We start from the raw sequence: 24,314 nt of genomic DNA on the forward strand, positions 1-24,314 counted from the left end.
TTAACCGCGAGCCTGCCCTTCTTTGTATCTAAAATGCTCAGTTCAAACGTTACGGGCGCGCCATTCACAGCTTCTTCGTCAACAAGACCATATCCTTCAGCACGACGCCATTAGAAATAATCGGCTTTTCGTAATCAGCGAAGAAATTATGCCTGATTCCAGAAAAGCGGAAGCCATTTTTAAGGTAAAACAGAATATTCTGCACATCAGCATCCCCTGTGCCCACCAAGATGGAACGATACTGATCACGAACTTGGTCAAACATGTACGCCATCAATCTGGTTCCGATTCCTTGACCCTGGACCAGCGGATCAACGGCAATATTCTTGAGTTCGCCAACAGCACGCTCAGTTGCTGGAATAATCAATCCAACAGCCACGGCCTTTTCATCCTGTTCAGCAATAAACAAAGCGCCTTGATTGATGTATTCGCGGACTTTGCTTGCATCCTCATCACCGATTAAGAGGAGACGCAAATATTGATTGCGGTGATTGCCGGTGTATTTCTTGTAATTAATCACGAATTAACTCTCTCCTTAACGCGAATACACTCGATTTTAGCATTCTGATTGGGCACAATCGCACAACGTTGGTTCCCTATATTAGAGACAACTAGCCTAAAACAAAGCTGTCATTAACCGCGAAATACGGAGCAGTTATCTCGTGCCACCTTTTTTCCAAAAAGATGGCGTAACTGTACGGATTCAGGCCATAACAACCAAGTGAATAGCCATCATTAACTTCAATCACTAATGTTTTACCAGATTTTGTTACACCAATGTCTAAACTATATGCTATGGGACTACTCTGCCAAGCTTTGACTGCTGCATCTAAAACCTTGCCATCAAAATGTATGTGATAGTCCCCCTGATATGGGCGCACATCAACAACTTGTTTTTGGACAATGAACGCCCGCCATTCTGCAAGAAATTCAACCGCATCACTAATCCAAATTGGAAATTGATTTTGGGCACCGATACCTATCAAATCATGGGCGGATTTGACCACCCTACCCGTGAATGATTTTTCGGTATCAACTGGCTTAATAAAGACACCCCAATTTTCTGGATGGTTAACAATCTGTCCAATTGTACCTTGGTGAATGTTTCGCCCCATGAAAGGTTGCAAGGACTCAGGATAATCAAAGTGCGGCGCAATAATTCCCATTTTTTCCAGAAAAATCTGCGTCTCCATCACATAGTCAACAACAACATCGTCAGCAGTTAATCGCGGAATTTCTGCCTGGTCATGGTACCAGACAACTTGCTCTCCACGCAGATAAAATCCGAGTGCAGCAGTATATGGATTAATGTTTGCCTCAATTGGGAAATCTGTTTTTTTTACATAAACTGTCATTACACTTCACCTCATACTGAAGAATTAAACTGTGTAACTACCGCAAGCTGAAGAGCCTGACAATCAAAATGGAAATCATGATTACCAACTTCCAGCCAAAGAGAATTTCTTTAGCCTCATTATCCTACAAACGGTGAAATTTCAACAGCTAATCTTCTCTTCCCGTAGCAAACCAAAAAGGCCCTGCAGCCGCACCTAAGCGCAACTGCAGGACCAATGAATTAATTAATATTGAAAGTCGCTAATTGATTAACCGTGTAAACCGACAACATTCTTCGCCAACTGATTTGCGCGCCGCTTAAGTCCAGTTGAGGCGCCGCCTTGGTGCACGAAGTAGAGTTTAATCTTCTTTTGGAGATCCAGCACCTCTTTTTTGTACGCCTGGCTACTTGGGTTGTTAGCTTGCCAGTCTCGCGCAGCCCAACCCTCTACGCCGTTGTAATCATAAACAATCGTTATCTCGGTAATACCGAACTCGATGGCCTTGTGCAATCCAGCAAGGACACCATCCAGTTGCGGGCCATAATCCCGCATACCTGTTTTCGTCTTGTCATGGCCTGCGCCCGCTAATTCCGTATTTTTACCTTTCGTCGTTAGTACGGCGCCGTATGCGTACGTGTCTGTCTTCGGGTTATACGCGCCGTCGACATACAGAACCGCGTCGGTCGTTGGCTTTGGCACACCACTGTCAGCGGTCAGCTTGAGCTTGCCACTTTTGCCCACCGTCACGGTAATAGTCTTAACGGCATCGTTTGCCAGCATCAAATCCGCAATTGGGCTAATCAGCGCATCGTCGATCGCACGTTCCAGCGGCCGCGCCCCCATGTCTGGGTTGTAGCCCAGGTCAATGATGTGCTGCTGGGCCTTTGAATCGAGTTTCAAACTTATGCCCTGCTTTGCCAGCAAATTGTAGTAGCGCCGCATCTTGATTGCGAAGATCTCGTTCAGCGAAGATTTTGCGAGCGGCTGGAATTCAACGATGCTAGAGAAGCGGTTCAGCAGTTCTTTCGGGAACGTCTCTTCGAACTTGTCTTTGGAGAAGACGTACCGGGTCTCGGCATTCTGTTGACCAAAGCCGGCAACCACATCCGCGCTCTCCATCCCCGCATTGGAGGTGAAAATCAGGATGTTCGACTTGAGGGAGAAAACTTGGCCTAACCCACTGGTGATTCGGCCCTCATCGAGAACTTGGAGCATGAGGTTGTGCACGTCCGGCGAGGCTTTTTCAAACTCGTCAAACAAGACAATTGCGTTCGGGTGCGCAGCCAAGGCGTTGGTTAACTTCCCGCCATTCTTACTGCCCGTCCAAACAGGCGCACCACCGATCAGCTTGTATATTCCATCTTGCGGATTGGCGAACTCCGACATATCGAGCTTGATATATTCGGTTTCACTGCCGTAAAGGTCGAGGGCCAGCTGCTTGGCCAGCTCGGTTTTCCCGACCCCCGTTGGCCCGACGAACAGGAACGAGGCAATTGGCCGATTCGGGTTATTGAACCCGAGGCTGGCCCGCGCCATCGCCTTCGCAACCGACTTTACCGCATCTTTTTGCCCGATGACTTGCTTATTCAGTTTTGCTTCCAGCCCGCGCACGATGCCGCGGTCCAGGACTGACGTTGGAAAAGTGTGGTACTGCGTGGCGAACACGTTCTGCACCGCATCGTCATCAATGATCACTTTCTCAACGTCTTTACCCGTGCCCGGCGAACAAACCGCGGCGACCTGGTCCAGCAGCAGCAGCGCCTTTTCTGGGTCAAGGGCCTTAGCCAAAATCGTCCGGGAACCACTGGCGATGGCCGTAATTGCCTTGTCCGTGAACGCGACGTTGTGGTGCCGCTCGTACCGCGGCGCGTATGCGTGCAGCATGTATGCCACCAGGTCGACCGATAGCGGACTAAGCGGGAACTTGACGATACTGTACAGGCGCCCATTTACCGGCTGGTCGTTGCCCGTCATCAGGCGCAGGCTTTCATACTTTGGCGCCATCAATTTGTCATCACCTGTATTCCCAGGCAGCATCTGCATCACATAGCGCAGGTGCGGATTAAACCGATAGTTGGTGCTCGTCTTCACGTTGAGCAGGCTCACATTGCGCAGCTGCGGCAGTGGCGAGGTGGCCAAATCCCGGGCCACCTGGGTCAGAAACAGCTCGTAAGCCAGCTTTGACTTGGTGGCAATCACCACCGTCGCGCGCGCATCACTGGCGAGAATCATTTGCAGCTTCTTGGAATCTTCAGCGAAGAACTGCATGCCTTCGGGACCTGGCAGAACCAGTTCCGCGGCCGGGTGGTTCTGGAAGAAGCTATACGCGGTCGCTTCAATCAGTGACGGCTTTTGGGGTACCATCTCTTCCGTGACGCGCGCAAAATTAATCAGCTGGCCACTATTATCCGTGTAGTTGTTGAACATGCGCGCGGTCGTCGCCATGACCGCAGCCGTCGTCGGACCGCCAAGCAGTGCTGCTTTTTCATCATCATTTTTCTCATTCGCCATACTCTCGCCTCCCAGGTTAGGAATATTGACTTTGGCGTTGTTTGATAGGTCCGCCACCAGCATCAGTAACGGGTTATTGATGCGGCTTTGATCCGCAAGACTGGCCTGCGTCAGGGTAACGTCGAGGCGGTGCTGCTGAAGCCAGGTCGCCGCGTCAACGTTGATTTCGGAGCGGACATTCTCGTCTTGGCGGAACATTGCGTGAAAGGCCCGGATGAATTTGGTCGCCTCATTAGCATCGTAACCGAGCGGATTATTTGTCGACGGTGCGGCCAGATAAATCTTGGTCAGTTCGCTGAGTGAGTCGTCTTCGGCAAAGTTGTCGAAAAGCATGCGCATGGCCTTGACCGCCTGCATCCGGACCTCGCGCGGCAATTCGCGATTATTAATCTTGTACGTAATGGTCAGCATGTCATCGCCGGCCTTGCTGTAAAAAAGTTTCCGCCGCAGCTTCTGGTTATCGACTTCAGCCGCCACTTCAAGGAAAACGAACTGCCGACACACCGTGCATTGCGTGTAGATCAAGGTACAGTCGGAAAAAACCAGGAAGGATTCCTCCCCCGTTAGTCGATTCCCGCAGTTACCACAAATAAATTCTTCTGCCGTCATTAACCCCGCCTTTCTGTGTGCAAGTACAAAAGCAACTGGACTAAATGAATGCTTTGGAGCTGATACATAATACCAAATTATTTATAACAATGCAACCGCTGCCAAAGACCTTACATTTATGCAAAAACAGGTATCTTAAATATCAAAAAAGCCGGCATCTGCCGACTCCTTCTATACAAATTCTACACTCAGATTTTGCCGAAACTCGATATAGGGAATACTGCCGCCGGTCGCCGCGACAATCTGGTCAAGATTGACGTTTTGCCCCTCGAGGTCAGCATAACTGCGCAAGATAACCACCAAATCTGCAATCGTCGGGTGATTGACGACCTTGGGAAAGGCAATTTCGGCCAGCAACGGATTGTAGATGTTAACCTCTGCCAACTTGGTATTCTGGACATCCGTGGTGATTGCAATGATTGGCTTACCCGAGACCTTGAAGATGATGCGCATTAGACCGCCTCCCACATTTGCTGATTCCGCGCATCGCGCAACGCCCCGAGTAATAGCTGGGACTTGAGCTCCACAAAGTAGCGTAGTTCAGCCCGGACTGCGGTCACCCGCTTGCTGCACGCAGCAAGCTCGGCGTGCAGCCGGGCAACGTCAACTTTAAACGGCGTAAAACCATGGGCCACAATGAACTGCGCGTTGGTCGCGTAATCGCGGCTGCACCCGAGGATGCCCCCACAGTCGTTGAAGAAGTCCTCTAGGTACATGGACACCAACTCGTCATCGAGCGTTTCCGCGCCAGACGCAAACCGTTTGTCGGCCGTGTCGTTGTACATGCTCTGCAGGCACCGCCCGTAGTCGAAGTTCAGCGGCAGCACTTTGTCGGCGGTTTCGGCAAGAAAGATGGTATTGGCGTAATTTCGCTTGCGGTCAATGTTGCCGGTGAGCAAATCAAAGCCGGCCTGCTGCACGATGAACCGCTGCGCCTGCGCGGCAGGCACGCCATAACGTGCGTAGAATTCAGTCATGTTCCGTAGCACCAGCGCGTTGTCACTGCACCGCCCAATGCGCTCCTCGAATTCGGCGGGCGTGACGCGATAGTGGTAATACGGCACCGGGTTGCGGTCTAGGTCAGCCAGAATCACCTCAAGCATCCCGTCGCGGACATAGTTGGGCGAAGTGGCACCGGTGATGACCTTGCCGTTCTCCTCGACGGCGGCGAACTGGTAAGCGACGCAGGGAAAATCCGCGTCGGGAACCATACTCCGCACCAGGCAAGAGGTCACGTCCTCGGTCACCGAGGCAAACTTGTAGTCAAAGCGGTCCTCGAACTTCTTAATCAGCGCGGGCGGCAGTGCGTCCTCCTTGATGAACAAACGCGTCAATGTCCGCGCACCGTCCTGCAGGAACGTCATCCCCTTCAGCTGGTTACCCTTGAAGCGGATGTCGCCGAACTTTTTGCCGGTTAGGTGGAGGAGGTTGGGGGTGTCGGCATCGGGGCGGGCGAGGGTGATGCGCTTTTGATTTGCTAATTCGTGCCAATCTGTCATAGAACTACACGCTTTCATAAAAAGTTATTTGGCAGCAACGTCGTGATAGTCTTCGGTACAATTATCGCGCAAATATAGATATCAGCAAACTTTTATGGACGCTCTGACTCCTAATTTGTGCAGAGCTGCTGCTACCATAGCTGATTTGAAGAAAAAATCACCGAGCAACTATACGAAATTGCCGGTGATTAGATTGGTTATTGAACACCCAAAGCCTTGAACGCCGCTTCTTCAGGGCTGTTATACATAACAAGAGTAAATGCTCCCATGAGATCACTTGGAACTGTGGCCATATCTACCATGGACGCACTTGGGATGAGTAATTTCTTGGCACCGGAATCGGCCGCTACTTGTAAGGTGTCAGCCAAATTTTCAGGCCGCTGGATAGACCCACCAATTGACAAATCGCCCAGTATTACCATCTGATCTTGTACTGGCCGCCCTGTCGCGATGGAGATTAACGCAATGTAGGTTGCGAGCGAAAGGTGAGCGGATGAAGCTGAATTGTTCAGGTTCGTCACGTTCACCACAAAATCGTTCTTGCCCGGATTAATACGCTGATCCACCGACCGATAGTTTGCACTAAGGAACTTAAAGGCAGTGTCCATTGCCTCTTTTGCTCCATGGCTCCGGCCAGTACCTGTCCAATCATGCTTGCCGTTACCACTGGTAACTTGTGATTCAAGCTTCAACAGGCAAATTCGATTGGTGTCATCATACGCGACAGTGTAAACCTGACCTGGATTAAGGGTACCAGCTGGAATCAGGGTTGAGCTACCCTGCTCCGGCACTGACACGAACTTCTCGTTGAGGTCATCTTTGTCAATATAGGAAAAATTGACATCATAGAACTCCATCCCGCCAATGCGCTTCAGCTGTTCCTTGACTCGCCGCCGCATTTCAAGGGCGAACTCAAGCACTTCAGCAACTTCGTCCTTGGTAAACTCACCATTTGGATACAGGAGCTTAATCATCCCGGAAACTGTCTTACGAACGGCAATGGTGTCCCGCTGGTTCAGGTTAGTACCCAAGTTGAAGTATTCATCAAAGGCATCCCCATAGGATATTTTGCGCAATTCACGCATTGCCTCAGCCCAAAAATCAGTGATGAAGCCAAACCCGCTAGTAAAGTGGCTGGGTTTAAACTTTGGTACTTCCCAACCTGGCAAGTAGTTGTGAATGCGATCAAGAAATGCCGTGTCTGTTGCCATTGCTTCTGGGAATGGGTCAAACAAACTGGATGTTCTAAGCAACACATCAACGCTCTGATCTATGTTACCGACAAATACCATCCCCGCTGAAGCCTGAATCTGGTCACGGCCTCGAGCGAAGGAACCAGATGCCATGTAATCTTTCATGATTTGCACGCCGTCTTTGTCCTTAAACTTAATTCCAGCCACCTCATCGAAGGCAACAACATCCCACAGTCCGACCAACCCGGCCTTGTGTGAGCTCATGTTGTAAAACAGGTTTGCGACGGTCGTCTGTCCACCTGAAACCAAAATGGAATTAGGCGATAACTCTTTGTAGACATGCGACTTCCCGGTACTGCGCGGGCCAAGTTCTACCAGGTTATAATTATTCTCAACAAATGGAATGAGCCGGGAAACAAGTAGCCATTGTTCACGCCTAGTCAGCTGCGTGGGTTCCATGCCCGTAGTACGCAGGATAAGTGCAATCCACTCGTCTGTAGTGAATTGCTTACGACCATCGTAAATCTCGTTCATGTCGACGTATGGAACTTGAACTGGCGTCAAACTGTCGATAATGAAGGAATCTTCACCTTCGTGGTCATAACTCAGACGAACAATTGACCAAATGCCACCAACCAGGAGCCGTTCATACCTTTTAACGTAATCCTCGTCTACTGGTACTCGCTGAATACCGAGATTACTGAACGCTGCCTCATACCGGTCTTCAGCTGTATTTAGACTTACCGTCAGCTTATCAATTACCGTGTATGCACCATACTCACGAATCTTCGACTTAACCTTCTCGGCCTCGTCAGGACGCACGTAATTGTTGGCGAGCGTTTTCTTTACACTTTCTACCCCACGCTCAATCTGATCCTCGTCTGAGCCATTTGCATATTGACCAAGTAAAAATTCCAGTACATAGGTTGGAACGTTCGCCCCTTCCTTAATTCGGGAGGTTAAGTCCTTACGCACGAATCTTCCCGGGAAGTTGGCTTGAAGTTTATCCAGCAAATCATACTGTGCGTTCATTCCTACATCACCTGTATGTTCGTTATCCGATGTCAAAGCCAAAACCTCCTCCCGTAATTAGGTCCATCGTGTATGGGTACTTCGTTTCAGTATTATTGTCCAAGTTTCTCAAAACAAGGTAATACGTTTCCTTATTAACGAACGGTTGATCTGCCAGCGTGAAACGTCGTGTGAATAATCTATTGCTTGGATTGATATCTCGACTGTCCACATTCATCTGAATCTCACCAGATATTGGTGTTCCTTGCGCGTCCTCAAAAACAGCTGAGTAACGCGCCGCCGTAACCATCTCACTAATTGCACGAGTTTGATTCAAACGTACGATGACTTCACGTGAGGTGATTCGGTGAGCACCACTTGTAACATCAGTAAGTTCAACAGAGACAGCCTGAGACTTCCCAGATTGTGTCTTAATCTGCAAAACGGGCACAATCATCTCTTGCGGTGAAGCCCCGCCGTGCACATAGTTCTGCCCCGCACCTGGTGCCTTAAATATCCGACCACTAGTCGGGTAACTCACCCAGCGAGAATCGTCATTGCCAAGCAGCTCTCCTAACCGTTGACTCTTAACACCCACAGCTTCGATTGGGTCGGCTGCTATTGCGTATCTTTGTTCTTTACGGTCGGTTGGCGCATCCACTTCAATTTTGTCCGCCTCGTCAATCGGAGAGGCGCGATAAATAAATCCGTGATCAGCAGTAATGATGATATTACGGACGCTCAGATTCCGTAATAGGCGCACAGCATCAGCAATTTCGTCAATTGCTGTCGCTGTGGCCGTGAACGTTTCATCTTCCTGCTTCTGTTTTTCACCAGTTGTATCAATCTGGTTGTGATAGAGATACACGACCTTCTCATCGGCCAAAAATGATTTTCGCTGATCTGAATTCATGTTAATTCGAAAATCATCCAACTGTGCCGTCACGCTTGCAGGATTTTGCTGCTGCAGGACTCGCCGTCGAGCCTCCTCCGTATTAGCCTTTTGTCCATCAACCAACACAGTCGTGTCCTGAACATATTCCAACTGGTGGTTTGGCAGCAAGGCAGGCATGCCAAAGTACGTCACTGACGGCAGAGCAGTGATTGCATAACTCATCTCAGCATGGTACATATCCTGATTGTTAAGTTCTGCCTCTAACTCCTTGGCTGCCTCAAACCGGAAGGCGTCGGAAATAATTACAACAGTACGCGAATCGGATTTACTGCCAACATAGTACTGATAAAAATTCCGCTGTTGCTCGTCATGACTGACGGAATCTGCCGCGTACACTTCCGCCCAATTCTGGATGCTTGGCGTTAGGAATTCATTAATGTATTGGCTTTCAACGACCCCAGCTAACTCACGAACTAATTCCCGCTCCATCGCTGGCAAACCATTCGCAAGTGCAACAAAATGACGGTACGTTTGATCTTTAATGTAACCAGATTCCGTATACCATTCTATCTGTTCGGCCAAATCACGCTGTGGTAACTCAGTTTTAGAAGTGAGCAAACCTAGAGCCGAGAGAATAGCCGCGTATGCATCCTTGTATCTATCCCCAAAATTCATCCGCACACGCACATTAACAATCTCGGCTAGTGAAAGTCGGCCCGCTTTTACCCCAAAGTCTCTGGCTTTGATGCGACCAACCATCCAACTAATAATCGTCTCATCAATAGGCGCAAAGGCATCGATCTTAACCAAGGACTCCATTTCAACATGCTGGAAAATCGTGGCGCCACCAATATACTGCCAGACTTCCTCAGCGAGTAGTTGCATCGTCTCATCGAGGCTCTTCTTGTCCCGGCTGCGCTCAATAAAGGCCACTGCATTATTCAAATTTTCCGCGGCGTATGCATTTAATTTTGACGGTAATTCCAATTGGGCTTCATTAAATGCGAAGTTTAAAAACAGCCCTGCAAATAATTGATGCAGGTCATGCTTTATGTTGTTGAAGACAAATGCTTGGTCAACAATATCCCAGAAATCATCAAGCAACTCATACTTGGCGAACAACTGCAAATAATCGTTGTCATCCCCAATGCTCGAAGTTGCGACTGTTTGCAGCACATTGATCAATGTGGCCTCACTGGATTTGGTCAATACTGCCATCTCAACCAACTCAGGCTTATTGTTAGGCTTATACATCCGTGCAAACTCACTGGCACGCTGTTTATTGTTGAAGAACTTGCGCTGTGCCAAGACAAATGGACGCATGGAATTTGGCAGATTCAACTGATCCAAAAGCATTGCTGTTGCATCAGCAGTGTACCTTGACCCAAAGCGAATAAAGTCCGCCAAAAAATTACGCTCCAATGACGGTTCTGGAGCTGGCGAATATACTAGAGCCGCCCCACCGGCACGATTGATTTCAGTAAGCTTCATCTTGGTTTGAAACTGTTCATCTTCTGCCATCTTGATGACTTCGACACCATCTGGTAATCGGCTAGCAATTTCGTCAATGTCCGAAGCAAAGCTCCCCATCTCGTCGTACCACACAACAAAGTGCTTGCTATCGGTAAATTTTGCCGTCAAACCAGCGACTATTTCATCTACATTCAATTCTGCCATCTTGCTACCCACTCTCTACTCGCATAAATACTAGTTCTAGTATAGCTGACAGCACTTCCATTGACTATTAAATTCCGTGAATATCGTTCACCCCCAGCTATAGCAACGGCGTGATTAAGGCGCTGGTGACGGATGTGTCGGAAGCTGATTTTGACGTGCAGCACGAAGGACAGGTCGAAATTATTGGGTGGCTGTACCAGTATTACAATGAAGAACCCCATAATGCGGTCGTTAACATTAATGGTGGAGCAGTCAAAAAGAGCGATATTCCTGCCGCAACCCAGCTATTTACCACAGATTGGGTGGTACGGTACATGGTCGACAATTCACTCGGACGTTTCTACTTGGAACACAACGGGGACTCGGCAATCGCCGAAAAACTGGATTACCTCTTACCTGGTGAATTAACTCCTGCTGACAACCAGATTGAGCTTGACCAGATTAAAGTTCTCGACAACGCCATGGGTTCAGGGCACATTTTGGTGTACGCTTTTGACGTGCTGATGGAAATGTACCTCGAACAGGGGTATTCAAACCGTGATGCTGCAATCAGCATAATCAAGCATAACCTGTTCGGTCTGGAAATAGATCGACGTGCGTATCAACTTGCTTACTTTGCATTAATGATGAAGTTACGGCAGTACCACCGCCGAGCATTGACGATGAATATTGTGCCAAATATTTACGTATTTGAAGACACGGACAACATAAGCAAGGAAGATATTGACGGACTAGCAGTGGCATCATCAATCAAGCAGGATTTAACGGAAATTGCTAACGACTTCGCTAATGCGCGGATGTTAGGGTCAATAATCAAGTTGAATCGAAATTTTGACGTACCTACGCTAAAAAATGAGCTGACCTCTGCATTAGCAGCATCCAGTTTAGACATTTTTGGCACAAATCAGAAAATTGTGAAGCTACTAGATGTAGTGGATATCGTTAATGTATTACAGACAAAGTTTGAAGTAGTAGTAACTAACCCGCCATACTTGAATCGGATGGACAAGCCATTAAAAGATTACGTGAAGAAAAACTACAACGCGTACTCTGGGGACATGTTCTCGGTGTTTATTTGGATTAATGTCAATATGACAGTGAAAAATGGATACTCAGCATACATGACGCCATTTGTTTGGATGTTTATTAAGACTTACGAGGCCCTCAGAATTGCCATACTTGATCAATTCTCTATTTCCAGTCTTGTACAAATGGAATATTCGGCTTTTGAAGAAGCAACGGTTCCCATTAACACGTTTGTGCTTAAAAATTCTAGTACTGAACATGTGGGTACTTACATTAAGCTCTCCGATTTTAAGGGTGGTATGGAAATCCAACGGCAACGAGTTATTGATGCTATTAATAATCCAGAATTGAAATACGTGTATCGAACTAACCAAACTAACTTTGAGAAGATTCCAGGGAGCCCGATTGTGTACTGGGCACCGAGGTCATTAATTCAAGATTTTGTCGGTGGCCTACCCATGGATAAAGTTGTCAAACCAAAAGTTGGCCTTCAGACAGGTGATAACAATCGCTTTTTACGTCAATGGTTTGAGGTTGGTTTCGATGGCATAAAATTCGATGCAACTTCAATTAATGATTCGGTCTTATCAAACAAAAAATGGTTTCCATACAATAAGGGAGGATCTTTCCGTAAATGGTATGGAAACTACGATTACGTGGTTAATTGGGAACATGATGGACGTGAAATCAGAAATTTTAGAGATGATAAAGGCAAACTAAGATCACGGCCGCAAAACACAGATTATTACTTTCGTGAAGCGATAACTTGGTCTGATGTGAATAGCGGACATTTTTCTCTACGTTATCGTGAACCTGGCTCAATCCATGACGTTAAAGGAATGTCCGCTTTTTCGATAACAAATGAAAATGACAGTTCATTATTCTGGATATTGGGACTAATGAATTCCCCGATTGGTGATTATGTTTTTAATATGCTTAATCCAACAATAAGTCTTCAAGTAGGAAATTTTCAAACATTTCCAGTATTAAATGCAAGCAAAAAAATAAGAAATATTTCGGAGAAAAAATCTATTGAAAATATAAAGCTCACTAGAGCCGATTGGAACGTGTCTGAACTGTCATGGGATTTTACCACTCTTTCTTTTTTAACAGATATTGCTGACCATAAGCAACCTCCCCCCTAAATCGACCTATCTTAAAATACATTTGTGCCAAGAAGGTGCCAAATGTAGCAAGTAGATAATCAAGGAGGAAAAAATGGTTAGTTATAGAAAGCGTGGGGAGTCGTGGCAGTATGAGATTTCCTACAAAGATTTAGACGGCAAGTACAAAAAAATAAGGAAGTCAGGCTTCCAACTAAAAGCTGAGGCGGAACTGGCCGCAAGCCAAGTCAGGTCTAACTATATTGATGTACGCAGCTTTCGTGATGGGAATATAGCTTTATCCACATACTTTAAAAAATGGATTCAGCTATACAAAGAAAATTCTGTATCAGAGGTCACTCTAGTAAAATACAATAACACCTTAAGCCATATCAAACGCCTTTTCGGAACAATCACGCTGCGTGAACTCAATCGGACTCTATATCAAGAAAAAATCAATGAATTTGCTAGTCAACATGCGCCCCGAACCGTCGCAACTTTTCATAAACAAATACGTGCTGCAATCTTGGATGCGATTGATGAAAAAATTATTCTAACCGATCCAACACGCAGAACGGTTATTACTGGTAGAAGTATAATTCACCCACAAAAAGCCCTTAATTACGCGGATTGGCAAAAATTAGTAAACAATCTCGATACCGCAGACAAGGAGAAAATGATTATCTACTTGGCTGCTGTAACGGGTATGCGTTACGCTGAAATTGTTGGTCTGACATTAGATTCTATTGACTTTGCCAACGCCACAGTCACCGTCAACCGTACCTGGGATTACAAATACCATACCGGATTTAAACCTACCAAAAACAAAGCATCAGTCAGAACAATCCCAGTTGATTCAAGAACACTTATTAAACTAAAGCAATATACAGCTACAATGAGCACGACTGCCAAACCAATATTTGCAACGACCACCCCAGCTCCTGTCAGTGCTGAAATTAACAAAACCCTTACCTCAATTTTGAAATCGCTCGGCATTCCAAGAATCACATTTCACGGGTTAAGACATACTCACGCATCAGTACTCTTATATCAAGGTGTCAGCGTTCTATCGGTATCAAAACGCTTGGGGCACGCAAACATCACCACGACACAAGCGACATATCTGCACGTAATTAAAGAATTAGAAGAACAAGATAACGATAAAATTATTTCAATTTTAGATAATTTATAATTTGGCACATTTCAAGGCACAACAAAGGCCCGTCGACATTTTTTCGACGGGCCTTTGCATTGAATCTATTTGAGTGGCGCCAGTAATTTTTCGCCACACTGTACTTTTTCATGGTTTAAAAGAACACCATCATCTAAGTCCAAAACCACATGTTGATTAGCAACATGTTGCAATACTTGGTCGTACTTAACTAGTTCATCTAATTGGGAAAGAACCTTATCAAGCTCCTTTGAAGCCACAATCTTATCCCGACCATCTAAACCCTGATCGAGCATTTTTCTAAGCTGAGTGATGCGGTTTTCGTACGCCGCTTGTAGTGGGTGCAAGTACCTTGTCCGAATTGTCGCCATCGTATTTTCATCATAACGATGCAGATACATTAACGCCTTAAACCCGTTCTTCTTACCAGACTGAAGCTGCCAGTATATCGGGCGCTTTTGGTATGTTGATAGATGGTCTTTCTTATAAAAATCATCTAAGAAGTACTTGCGTATTTGAGCCTCTGCATTGTCCCCCTTCTTGCCAAGAGCACCAGCAATGAACTCAAGATTTTCTTGCAAATGTGGTTCGCCAAACGTTACCGTCAAAAACTCCTTTAACCGATTGATTATGTCACGATTATCACCGAAGTAGTCTTCATCAGTAATCATTACCACATCATCGGTATTTGGAATGTAAGAAGTATACTTGCTGGCATCCCAATCGCCACCAGCAAACGCCAGTCCTGGTACATCTAGTGAGTAGCGGCCAAACGTGACACCAATAAAATAGGACAATAATGCCTTCATATCACGTTCATAGCATGCACGACGTACTGAAACATCCTTGTCCGCCACTTCCGGTGTCAATTCATCTTGTAAACCATATAAATCAATGAAAATACGGTTTAATTCTTCCTCGTTCGCCTTCAACTGATTGAAACGGTCATCAGCTTCTTTCTTCCAGTCGTTAAATGCCTCCTCAACAGTCCAATTTCGATTATGGTCAGCAATATGGTTAAATAAATTTAGTTTCTCAAAATTCCAACTGGTTTCAAAACCATCCCAATCTTTTTTCTCCAAATTTATCAAATGATTTATCAATCTGTCTTGAGCTGAAGAATCAGTAACATCTCTTAATACAGGAAAATTCGTAAAATCACCAACCTGTAAATTGATAGTTGGGTTTAGCATTTTAAATACATAGTTTCCAATCGGTGTATTCATTAGCCCTAGTATTCTTAACAAGTGGTCATGGCTTTCTGAAAAGGCAGACATACCAGAAACATCATGTATACTTCCTGGCTCCCGATACCTCATACTGAATCCACCACTTGTAATTAAAGACCAGGTTATCGCTTCACGAAAGTAATAATCTGGATTTCTGATAACGGATCGTGTCCGGCCGTCCGGCCAAGTAAAGTTTCTTATCTTACGTCCATCATGTTCCCAATTAACCACGTAATCGTAGTTTCCATACCATTTATGGAAAGATCCTCCTTTATTGTATGGAAACCATTTTTTGTTTGATAAGACCGAATCATTAATCGAAGTTGCATCAAATTTTATGTCATCAAAACTAACTTCAAACCATTGACGTAAAAAGCGATTGTTATCACCTGTCTGAAGGCCAACTTTTGGTTTGACAACTTTATCCATGGGTAGGCCACCGACAAAATCTTGAATTAATGATATCGGAGCCCAGTACACAATTGGGCTTCCTGGAATCTTCTCAAAGTTCGTTTGGTTAGTTCGATACACATAATTAATTTGCGGGTTTGAGACCGCATCTAAATATGCATTTTCTTTCTTTTGCTGTGAATCAAAGTCTACCAGTCGTTCATAAGTACCCAAATAATCATCAGTAAGTGTCTTCTTAAACACAAACGCTACTGACTGAACAACTTCGCCGCCAATTTCTTCAAATGCCCTCGTTCCCAAATGTGCCAAATTTATTAAGGTGTCTCTACGTAGAAGTACACGTAAATTCTCAAAACTAGATAGAAACATCCACTGATGCTGAGTAATCATTGCGTAATACCCTGCGCCTTCAGTAAACTCATGCAACCGTTCCATAAAGACGGCAAACAAATCAGACTTACTATTTGGATAGTTCTTCTTCACAAACTTCTGGAGTACACTTGGCATTTTACCCGATCCCATATAAGGGGGATTTGTCACGGCAATCGTATAGCGTGCCGACAGTATCTGAGCAACCGTAATTGCTTGCTGCAGTTCGCCTCGTAACTCGGTCAAATGAGTTGCTTCTAACGATAGTTGACCGTTAGCCGCATCATCACTGGAAATTTTCATTAACGTCTGTAAATCAAAACTCTTTGGAAAACTAATGACCGAACCAAGTTCATCACCAGACTCAAACATCGTTATCAACTTAATTAAATTATCTTTGTTTCCTACACTATTGCTACTTTTGATTACTAAATCAAGGTCATCTTGACTCCAATTCAGCTGTGGAACATCAAAAACATGCACCGAAATATTTAGTGTCAAAGATCGTCGATTATACTGGCGCAGCTTCATCATCAATGCAAAGTAGGTGAGCTGGTAAGCACGAGTGTCTATGTCCAAACCATAAAGATTATTCTCAACAATGCTTAACGCAGCTTCGCGTCGGCTATACCCCTCAGATTCGTAAAGTTGCAAGAAGACATCAAACGCGTATACCAAAATGTGTCCAGATCCCATTGATGGATCAATAAAAGTTATTTCGTCCAAAGTAAGCCCATTGAGGGGCTGATCATTTTCGCGTAAGTGTAAGCTAACCTGTTCTGGTTGAGTTGCATCTGGCATAAAGTATGCCCACCCAAATTCACTAGCAATTGTTGCTGGTTCACGCTCGTCACCATTTGAAATTAGCCGATTAATCCAAAGTCGTCCAAGCGAATTTTCAACCAAATATTTCACAATCCAATCCGGAGTGAAAAGCTGAGTAACTGCTGGAATCTCTGCACGCGTGTATTTAGATTTTTTGAATGCGGCGTCTTTGGGTTCTTCATTGTAATACTGATACAGCCACCCAATAATTTCGACCTGTCCTTCACGCTGCACGTCAAAATCAGCTTCCGGCACATCCGTCACCAGCGCCTTAATCACGCCGTTGTTATAGCTGGGGGTGAACAAAAGCTTCATGTAGTCGTCAGTATTCTCAAACAACTTCGGCAGATTCTGGTTAAGGGCATCGACCTGCTTTAGGAACAACATACGGTACAAGCTGTCCATTTTGGCAGGTTCTTGCGTTGCCCAAGCGTCATCATACAACTGCTTTTCCGCCGCACTAAAACCACCTAAGTCATCAGGAATCGCCATGGCTTCGGTCATAATGTCGGGTTCATTCCGCCCATCCGCAGATGACAATACACGTACATGGCTGGGAAGATAATCGTTAACTTCCATGAAACGAATTGCAACGATTCGGTTAAACCAGGTATACGCCACTTCCTCAACTAAATCGTTGTATGCCACTGACCATTTGTCACTCTTAGCGGCTTTATTTAACCGGTCCACAATCGCCCGACGCCAGGAGATTTCATCCCCAGTAAGTGGCCGATCCTGCCTAGCGTAAAATTCTGCCTCCCGTGTAGAACGGTCCTCTTTGTCACTAGCACCCTTATCGTCAATTCCGAGTTGTGCCAGGCGTAACTTAATTTCCTCAATCAAGTGTTTGCGCGCGTTTACGGCAAACTTTTCAATTACATGTTTGTCCATTCATGAATCCTTTCAATGAACTAAAGCGTTAGTTCAATTCCGGCAGTATCCTTCTCATCAAGCTTCGCAATCAGAATTTTGCGTAGTTCATTCAACTTCGCATCGACATCCTGCTCATCTTTTAATACCCAGGTTTGTTCTGCTCCTAGTTCCCCGTAATTTAGATACTTCGTGGTAGCAACCGGCTTCGTTTTAGGTTTAGGCGTAGCAGTTGGTTGTGGTGTAGGCGTCGGCTGCGGGTCTACTACAGTAATAGTAGTAGGATGTGTCCGCTTATATTCTTCATCGGCAAAACGCTGTACCTCTCGCTGCAAATCCTGTGAATTTCGGTCTAATACAGTGCGAGCACGGTCCGATTTTGTGCGTAGAGTCCCAATATCCTGAGCGTTACGGTTTCTAATCTCATTAATTTCATTCTTAAATGACTGCGATATGTGCTGCTTGTACTCATCACTTACGACAGCCCGGTCAAAGCGCGCCAATCCGTCTGCCTGAATTCGCTCAATTTCGGCATTTTGCTTTTCTTCCTCAACGTCAAATACTTCACTGAACCGCGTATCAAATTCTTTATCTAGTGACCCAATTTTAGGCGTGTTGCCCATCGGTTTGTTGGACCGCAGTAACTTAGTCAACTCAGCCACAATGTTTTGCAACTTGTCATCAGCGATAAATTCCTTGGAAGCTTCGTAGATGTCCAGGTCAGTCAGACCAGCTTTCCAAATTTCCTGTTGAGATTGATTCATATAGAAATCAGAAACACCACTATCCTCATAGTCATCGTGCCAATCAAGCAGTTCATCACTGATAGCCCGCAGCTTGCTAAAGAATGTGTCCGTATCATTCGTTTCAATCAATTGCTGCAGCAGATTAATTCCGTTGCTAATAATATTTTGTCCTGGGAATCTAACATTTTTCTTGGCAAAATCCTGCAAATTATGCAGATCAGTCGTAATTTTAGCCTTCAGTTCCACAATCCGCTGATCAATGTTATCCGAACTAAATGTCGTCTTATTAAAGACGTCACGCGCAATGTCGCGGAATAAGCGCAAATCACGCTCTGAGGTCACCTTTCGTAGTTGAAGTTCCACACGGTCAAGATTCTGCTTGCGGGTCAGCAAATCAGTAATTCCCTTATCCGTAAACTTATCCCTAGAAACAACAACCCCGTTGTACGTCAACTTTACCTTGCTCGATGCATATAGCTTAGCTAGCAACCACTCGATGTCTTCTTCTGTGTAGCCATACGGAATACGCTTGAATTGATCTAATACTGTATGCAGCGTAACGTGCGCCTGAGTCTGATTAATACGTTGAATGTAGTTTGCAACTTCGTTAACCGCTAACTCGTTTTCACTTGTTTCGACCAAGTCACCACTAGCGAGCAACTGCATGATATCCTTTTCGCCCTTTGCGGCGGTGATATAGCTGAGATTCCGGTAATTATTATCAACCAACGCCTGCTCGGCATCTTTTAACCGCGTCTCAAAATCACGCTTGGATTCAAGCAACTGACCGCCAACAATGAGTTTCGCATTTTCCAATGCATTAGTCACCTGTCGCTTAGCTTCAGCTTGCAGTTCTGTCCGTTCAACTGAGCGTGCTTGACTGAGAAGCTGAAATTCAGCATCGGCGTTGCTGTAATTCGAGCGCAAAAACTTATCAATTTTCAAGGCACGACGAGTGTTATCAATGTATTCTTGGTCGGCTTGCCCCGATGGTAATACAATCAGAACCGATTTAGCCCCTTCACCTGCTGAGTACATCAATTGCATGGTTTCATCAGCCAGCTCAAACTGCAAGGGTGTGATAACCTTCAGGGATAGTTCGTTGCTTGTCTTCCCAACTGGTGTATCGTCAATGTAGGCGTTCAGTGCAAAGGTGTAGCGTCCGCCTAATTTCGGGTATGAATACTTATTCCTAATAATGTTCCCACTGAAAACAAACTCACCAAGCTTACCTGCAACCTCAGCAGGGCTAACACTTTGATTTTCGATTTCCTGATTAATATCCTGTTCAGCATCAGTCAAAAAGACGTAAACACCAAGGTTTCTTTCAACCAAATTCTGCCGAATTAGTATGTTCAAAGCATTCTGGACATTCTTCTGTAGCTGAACCCGATCTGAATCAATGCTGTCAATCATCAGTGTGGTGATATTAGTCAAAGTTGCTTTGAAGTTCTTTACGTACTTCACCATGAATAGAGTCTTCAGTACTTGAACTGCAAATGGGTTGTCTTCATGGCTGGGGTTAATTGCATCATTTTCCTGGGCTCTTGTGATGACAATCTGGTGTGTGTTATCCAAGAATTGGTCGAGACCATCAAAGAACAAACTAAATGGCACCAACATCCCTGTCTGTTCATGCATCACTGCCTTTGCGGACTTTTGGAAAATAGCCAGCATTGACCGCTCACCCTCTGACAGATGCTTACCGTAAGAGCCATGTGTCCGAATCGCAGTCAACACGTCCTGAAGCAAGTTGAACTGGTAAGGCACAAATGGGTAGTTATCGGCAAAGTTTTTTTCAGATGTATACCGCGTGCGCGTTACTTCCCCGTCAAAATCAATGCTATTGTTAATAGAAGCCGAATTCCCGCTGTATTCCGTTTCTAGAGCCCGCTGCGCAGGTTCATTCTTTGCCAGAATTCGCTTTCTAATAACCTCATCAACGTTAGCGGAACTCATGTTGATACGAGTTTTAAACCGTCCTTGAATCTTAGAAAAGTCCTGGCCATTGACGTTTTTCGTTACTTCATTAATTGCTTGCTGAGACGTTACGATGACCCAAGCCTTGCCCCTAGCTGCTATCCCCAGTTGTTCCACCATCGTCTGGAGATTAAGCATGAGGGAAACACTGTCCCCAACAAACTGACCAACTTCATCCACTAGAAAGACCACACGCCGACCGCTTGATTCAATATGCTTTGCAACTAACTGTGCAAATTCAGCAATACTCATCGGATATGGTGTATTCCACTGTTGCGTGAATCCATCCGCGTCCGCAGCATTCATAAACCCAGACGCAACTAGTGCCTCTTTAATTGCACCGGTATTAAAGGCATACAGTTCGCGTCCGTCCTGATTCCAGACCAGGTTGTGCGTGTTGTGTGCATTGAAGTATTCCTGAAAATCATCGTATTTGCCATCAGCAATTAGCTGCCTCTCAAGATCTGCAATCCAAGCTGTATCAGACAATCCCTGGCTCTTGTTGAATTCTTGCAAGAAAACATCCAGAATTGCGCTGTCCTTTGACTTAGCCGAGGCCTTAGACACCGCGTCGATGTTAAAAGAAATCACATCAGTCGGCTCACTTGCAGCACGGTCCATTTGATTTAGTGTCATCTGATCAACAATCTTATCCTGAAAGTACTCAACCGGCCTCTTACCACCAACTGGAGTATCTTCCAGAACATCAGCAATAATCTTCATGAAGTGGGATTTACCTGATCCAAAGAACCCTGAAATCCAAACACCCATTTCATCAGTCGGCTCGTTAAGACTGCGTTCATATGCACTAAAAAAACGTGCAAACAGATTCTGCAACTCGTTAGTTACGACATATTCGTCCAGCTCCTGCTGCAAGACGTTATCCTGGTCTTGACCAATCTTAATCACCCCTTGGATGTGGCGGTCAATCGGCTTCAAAAAAACATCTTTAATTTCCATTAATAGTTCCCCCTGTCACACATTCCTAATTCAAACTAAATGCACGGTAATAGTTGTCATCCTTCAATTCACCAAACATCTCGAGCCGTACACTGTCATAATTTCCCGGATAAAACATTACAACCGGACCTTCATCAATAATTTGATTCATCGTGTTCAGCACTTTGTGTGCTCTTACCAACGGAAATACAGCACCAACTCCAGTTAAAAATATGATTATTTTTCCAGGTCTAAGATGTTGCTGAATATACTCCACAATACGATTGCTTTCACTGTTCATTCGTAACAATCGTTCCATTTGTTCAATGACAAATGTCATTCCGTACTGTTTTTCAAACTCTTCAAATTGCTTCCGATAACCAAATTCATCGACTATGCTCATCATGATTTTGAACAAATCGAAAACCTGAATCGATGCACCATTAAGCATTGGTGGCAGTGTTTGAATCAGATTATTGATTTCCTCACGCACTCGCATTTCCTGACTAGGGTCATAGCTAAAAATGTAATACCCTACTTCGTTAGAAAGCCCCTCGTTAGCTTGAAACGAGGGCGACTTAATTTTATCTCGTAACTTCGCAAAATCTTCGGTTAGTTTATCCATCCTACATGCCTGTCAGCGCCGTAACGTACTCGCTGTAGCCTTCCTCATGTAATAATGATTCAAGTTCATAACTCAATATTGGCCGCTGAATAATCAAATTATCCCCATCGGCCACGGCCAGACCTGCCATTTTCAAATAGTTTTTTATAGTTCTGCTCAATCTGTGAATGGTTTGATCAGTCCACTGCGCAACGTCTTCATGAGTTGCCTGCAGATGATCAAAGAAAGACTGAATCTCATAGGGTTCAATCGTGGAGTCACCTAGAATCAACTCATCGCGAAATTGCTCAACAACAAATGTTTTTATGAGCAACTCGGTGTTCATGATTGCAATTAAATTAATAATCTTCTGGCTATCCAGATCAAATGTTGGTATGCGATCAACTATGGGCATTGGTAATGAAGATAAGCGCCGGTTCATGACGCCATACATTTGCGTTGCCCGTTGCCTTGACGAAATGAGTAAAACATTGTCATCAACCATTGCGGACTTAATGGCGGCCCAATCATCACCATCCAGTCGCATCTCTGCAACTGTCACAAGTTCATTGAGCCAAAACCCATTCTTGTTAATCCCAGCACTGTATTTTGCCAAGGTTTGGTCCTCCCTCATATGTACTAAACTATATTCTATCAAATTTTGGCACATAGTAGAGCATATTTGGCACATGTTTAGAAAACGCCATCATCGCCGAGATTAAGTTTGTTTTCTAGAAGTCGAGTGAACTAAAAAAGCCCTCGAAATTGATGAGATTTTTCGAGAGCTTTTATTTAGCTTATTCTTTAAATTATGCCTAGGAATATCATCCGGCTGTTTTTCTTAGCAATGGATAATTATAGGACTGATTTACCAGAGGTTTAATGGCGTATGGCGACATATTCCACTCACCTACAACCCGACCTAACAGTCTCTAACTTCTTCCAGTTACCAAGCGTTTCATGAATGTATCCCGTCCAGTTGGTTAAGCTGACGGTGCCATCTTCTCCAATAATTAACGTATACCAGAGTTAACTCTCGGTGGAATTATTGAACTGGATAAACGTCACTTAATCACCCTCAACAAGTTCCTGTTGAATGCTAGGTTCATCCATTCGCTCATCAAATCGGCAAGTAATACCATGGTGAGAACGAATGGTAACATTTAATAGCCATGTTGCCTATAATAGCCGCTACATCCGTGTTGCTTAATATTCAGGGTCAGGAGCAGGCAGGCCCGCTAGTTTTCTAACGTTTTCTTCTGATTGTGCCAAATCAGAATTTGTAGCATTACCTACCCCCGCCATGGCCTTCATAATTAAGCTGTCCGGAATATTATTGATATCGTCAGCATTGTACCCATCATCAATCATTTTCTGTCTCATGTTTTCACAAATCTCTTTATCTGCATCGTCAATCGAACCTGAATCTGAGTCTGATGAAGTAAGAATATTTGGATACTGATCCGCCAGCAACGACCCAGTATAACTAGGGTCACCGCCTGCAGCGTCTGATTTATTAGTTGCAGCCAAAATCGCTGAGTCCGGAATCTTTTCCAGTTGGGCCACCGTGTAGCCCAAACCAGAATCGGCAATTAGCTTGCGCATAAACTCAGCGTCGGCATGATCCTTGCTGTTGGTTGCCTTGCTGGTTGCCTTGTCGGATGAGCTGTTGGCTGACTTGGTTGCGGTACTAGAACTTGCTACCGCCGCAGCCTTATCATAAGCGTCGGTGCTTTGCTTAACCTTAGTTTGCAGTTTCTTCAGGTAGGTCTTCTTGTCCCAATCAATCTTATTCAGTGCCTCGGCGATTGGCTTTGCTTGTGTATAATTCTTAGCCTTAAGTGCTGCTTCTAGGTCGTGCAGCTGCTTTTCGACAGCGGTGTACTCCTTATACTTGGCTGAAACGTCTTTCTTCAGGGCTTTTAGCTTACGTGAAAGTGCCGCTGAGCCGTTTTTAATTTTTACCAGTGAACTGATTTTATCTTTCGCTTTTTTCAGTTCCCCGTTCTTAACGTCCTTCTTCACATTAAGATAACCCTGAGCCTGCTTAAGATAGACCGTTGCCTTCTTGTCTTTAGCCTTCTGGTCAAGGGCCGTCTCAAAATAAGTGACGGCCTTATCCATGTCATCCTCGGCAACAGCACTGAGACCTATAGAAATAGCCGTGTCATAGCCCTTGTTGTCATTGTTAGCGGTTTTCTTAGCCCCACATCCGGTGATCACGAGCAAAGCTAGTAATGACACTAGTAATACCCAATACCGCTTAAACTTGAACTTCATGATATTCCTCCAATTTTACTGTGCCATTC

Annotated in this window: 14 protein-coding genes; 2 read left to right on the forward strand and 12 right to left on the reverse strand. The window is 45.1% G+C overall.

Annotation, left to right across the window (positions count from 1 at the left end; all coding sequences use genetic code 11):
* Nucleotides 1–64: 64 nt before the first annotated feature.
* From EKN00_RS02365 to pglZ, 7 genes are all read right to left on the reverse strand, one after another.
* Complete coding sequence (locus EKN00_RS02365; protein ID WP_127848543.1) at nucleotides 65–520, reverse strand: GNAT family N-acetyltransferase; 456 nt, start codon at nucleotides 518–520, stop codon at nucleotides 65–67.
* A gap of 91 nt (nucleotides 521–611) precedes the next feature.
* Nucleotides 612–1,355, reverse strand: a complete 744-nt coding sequence (locus EKN00_RS02370) for an ATP-grasp domain-containing protein (RefSeq protein WP_127848544.1) — start codon at nucleotides 1,353–1,355, stop codon at nucleotides 612–614.
* 249 nt (nucleotides 1,356–1,604) lie between these two features.
* Nucleotides 1,605–4,457: an AAA family ATPase gene (locus EKN00_RS02375; RefSeq protein WP_127848545.1), complete on the reverse strand. Its 2,853-nt coding sequence runs from the start codon at nucleotides 4,455–4,457 to the stop codon at nucleotides 1,605–1,607.
* Nucleotides 4,458–4,628: 171 nt separating this feature from the next.
* A complete protein-coding gene (locus EKN00_RS02380) occupies nucleotides 4,629–4,910 on the reverse strand; it encodes a hypothetical protein (protein ID WP_127848546.1) in 282 nt (93 codons plus the stop codon).
* A complete protein-coding gene (locus tag EKN00_RS02385; protein WP_127848547.1) occupies nucleotides 4,910–5,956 on the reverse strand; it encodes a hypothetical protein in 1,047 nt (348 codons plus the stop codon). The genes EKN00_RS02380 and EKN00_RS02385 overlap by 1 nt, the downstream gene beginning before the upstream one ends.
* 197 nt (nucleotides 5,957–6,153) lie before the next feature.
* Nucleotides 6,154–8,181: a protease Lon-related BREX system protein BrxL gene (gene brxL / locus EKN00_RS02390; RefSeq protein ID WP_127848548.1), complete on the reverse strand. Its 2,028-nt coding sequence runs from the start codon at nucleotides 8,179–8,181 to the stop codon at nucleotides 6,154–6,156.
* A gap of 22 nt (nucleotides 8,182–8,203) precedes the next feature.
* Complete coding sequence (pglZ, locus tag EKN00_RS02395) at nucleotides 8,204–10,732, reverse strand: BREX-1 system phosphatase PglZ type A (RefSeq protein ID WP_127848549.1); 2,529 nt, start codon at nucleotides 10,730–10,732, stop codon at nucleotides 8,204–8,206.
* 110 nt (nucleotides 10,733–10,842) lie between these two features.
* On the opposite strand from pglZ, the gene pglX (EKN00_RS02400) reads away from it, so the two are divergent.
* Together pglX (EKN00_RS02400) and EKN00_RS02405 are read left to right on the forward strand one after the other, a co-directional pair.
* Nucleotides 10,843–12,903 carry a BREX-1 system adenine-specific DNA-methyltransferase PglX gene (gene pglX / locus EKN00_RS02400; protein WP_277749622.1) on the forward strand — a complete coding sequence of 687 codons (2,061 nt, stop codon included), beginning with the start codon at nucleotides 10,843–10,845 and terminating at the stop codon, nucleotides 12,901–12,903.
* A 73-nt stretch (nucleotides 12,904–12,976) separates the two neighbouring features.
* Entirely contained in the window at nucleotides 12,977–14,053 is a 1,077-nt protein-coding gene (locus EKN00_RS02405) for a tyrosine-type recombinase/integrase (RefSeq protein ID WP_127848551.1), read from the forward strand.
* Nucleotides 14,054–14,118: 65 nt separating this feature from the next.
* On the opposite strand, the gene pglX (EKN00_RS02410) is transcribed toward EKN00_RS02405, so the two are convergent.
* From pglX (EKN00_RS02410) to EKN00_RS02430, 5 genes are all read right to left on the reverse strand, one after another.
* The gene (pglX, locus tag EKN00_RS02410; protein WP_127848552.1) at nucleotides 14,119–17,757 is read right to left on the reverse strand and encodes a BREX-1 system adenine-specific DNA-methyltransferase PglX; all 3,639 of its coding nucleotides are present in this window, start codon (nucleotides 17,755–17,757) and stop codon (nucleotides 14,119–14,121) included.
* Between the two features lie 20 nt (nucleotides 17,758–17,777).
* Complete coding sequence (gene brxC / locus EKN00_RS02415) at nucleotides 17,778–21,422, reverse strand: BREX system P-loop protein BrxC (protein WP_127848553.1); 3,645 nt, start codon at nucleotides 21,420–21,422, stop codon at nucleotides 17,778–17,780.
* 25 nt (nucleotides 21,423–21,447) lie between these two features.
* Nucleotides 21,448–22,026 (reverse strand): DUF1788 domain-containing protein, encoded by a 579-nt coding sequence (locus tag EKN00_RS02420; RefSeq protein WP_127848554.1) that lies wholly within the window; start codon nucleotides 22,024–22,026, stop codon nucleotides 21,448–21,450.
* Nucleotide 22,027: 1 nt separating this feature from the next.
* Nucleotides 22,028–22,621: a DUF1819 family protein gene (locus EKN00_RS02425; protein ID WP_164847994.1), complete on the reverse strand. Its 594-nt coding sequence runs from the start codon at nucleotides 22,619–22,621 to the stop codon at nucleotides 22,028–22,030.
* A 590-nt stretch (nucleotides 22,622–23,211) separates the two neighbouring features.
* The gene (locus EKN00_RS02430; protein WP_127848556.1) at nucleotides 23,212–24,285 is read right to left on the reverse strand and encodes a hypothetical protein; all 1,074 of its coding nucleotides are present in this window, start codon (nucleotides 24,283–24,285) and stop codon (nucleotides 23,212–23,214) included.
* Nucleotides 24,286–24,314 lie beyond the last annotated feature (29 nt).

It is taken from the genome of Lacticaseibacillus hulanensis (genome assembly GCF_004010095.1).
GTDB lineage: Bacteria > Bacillota > Bacilli > Lactobacillales > Lactobacillaceae > Lacticaseibacillus > Lacticaseibacillus hulanensis.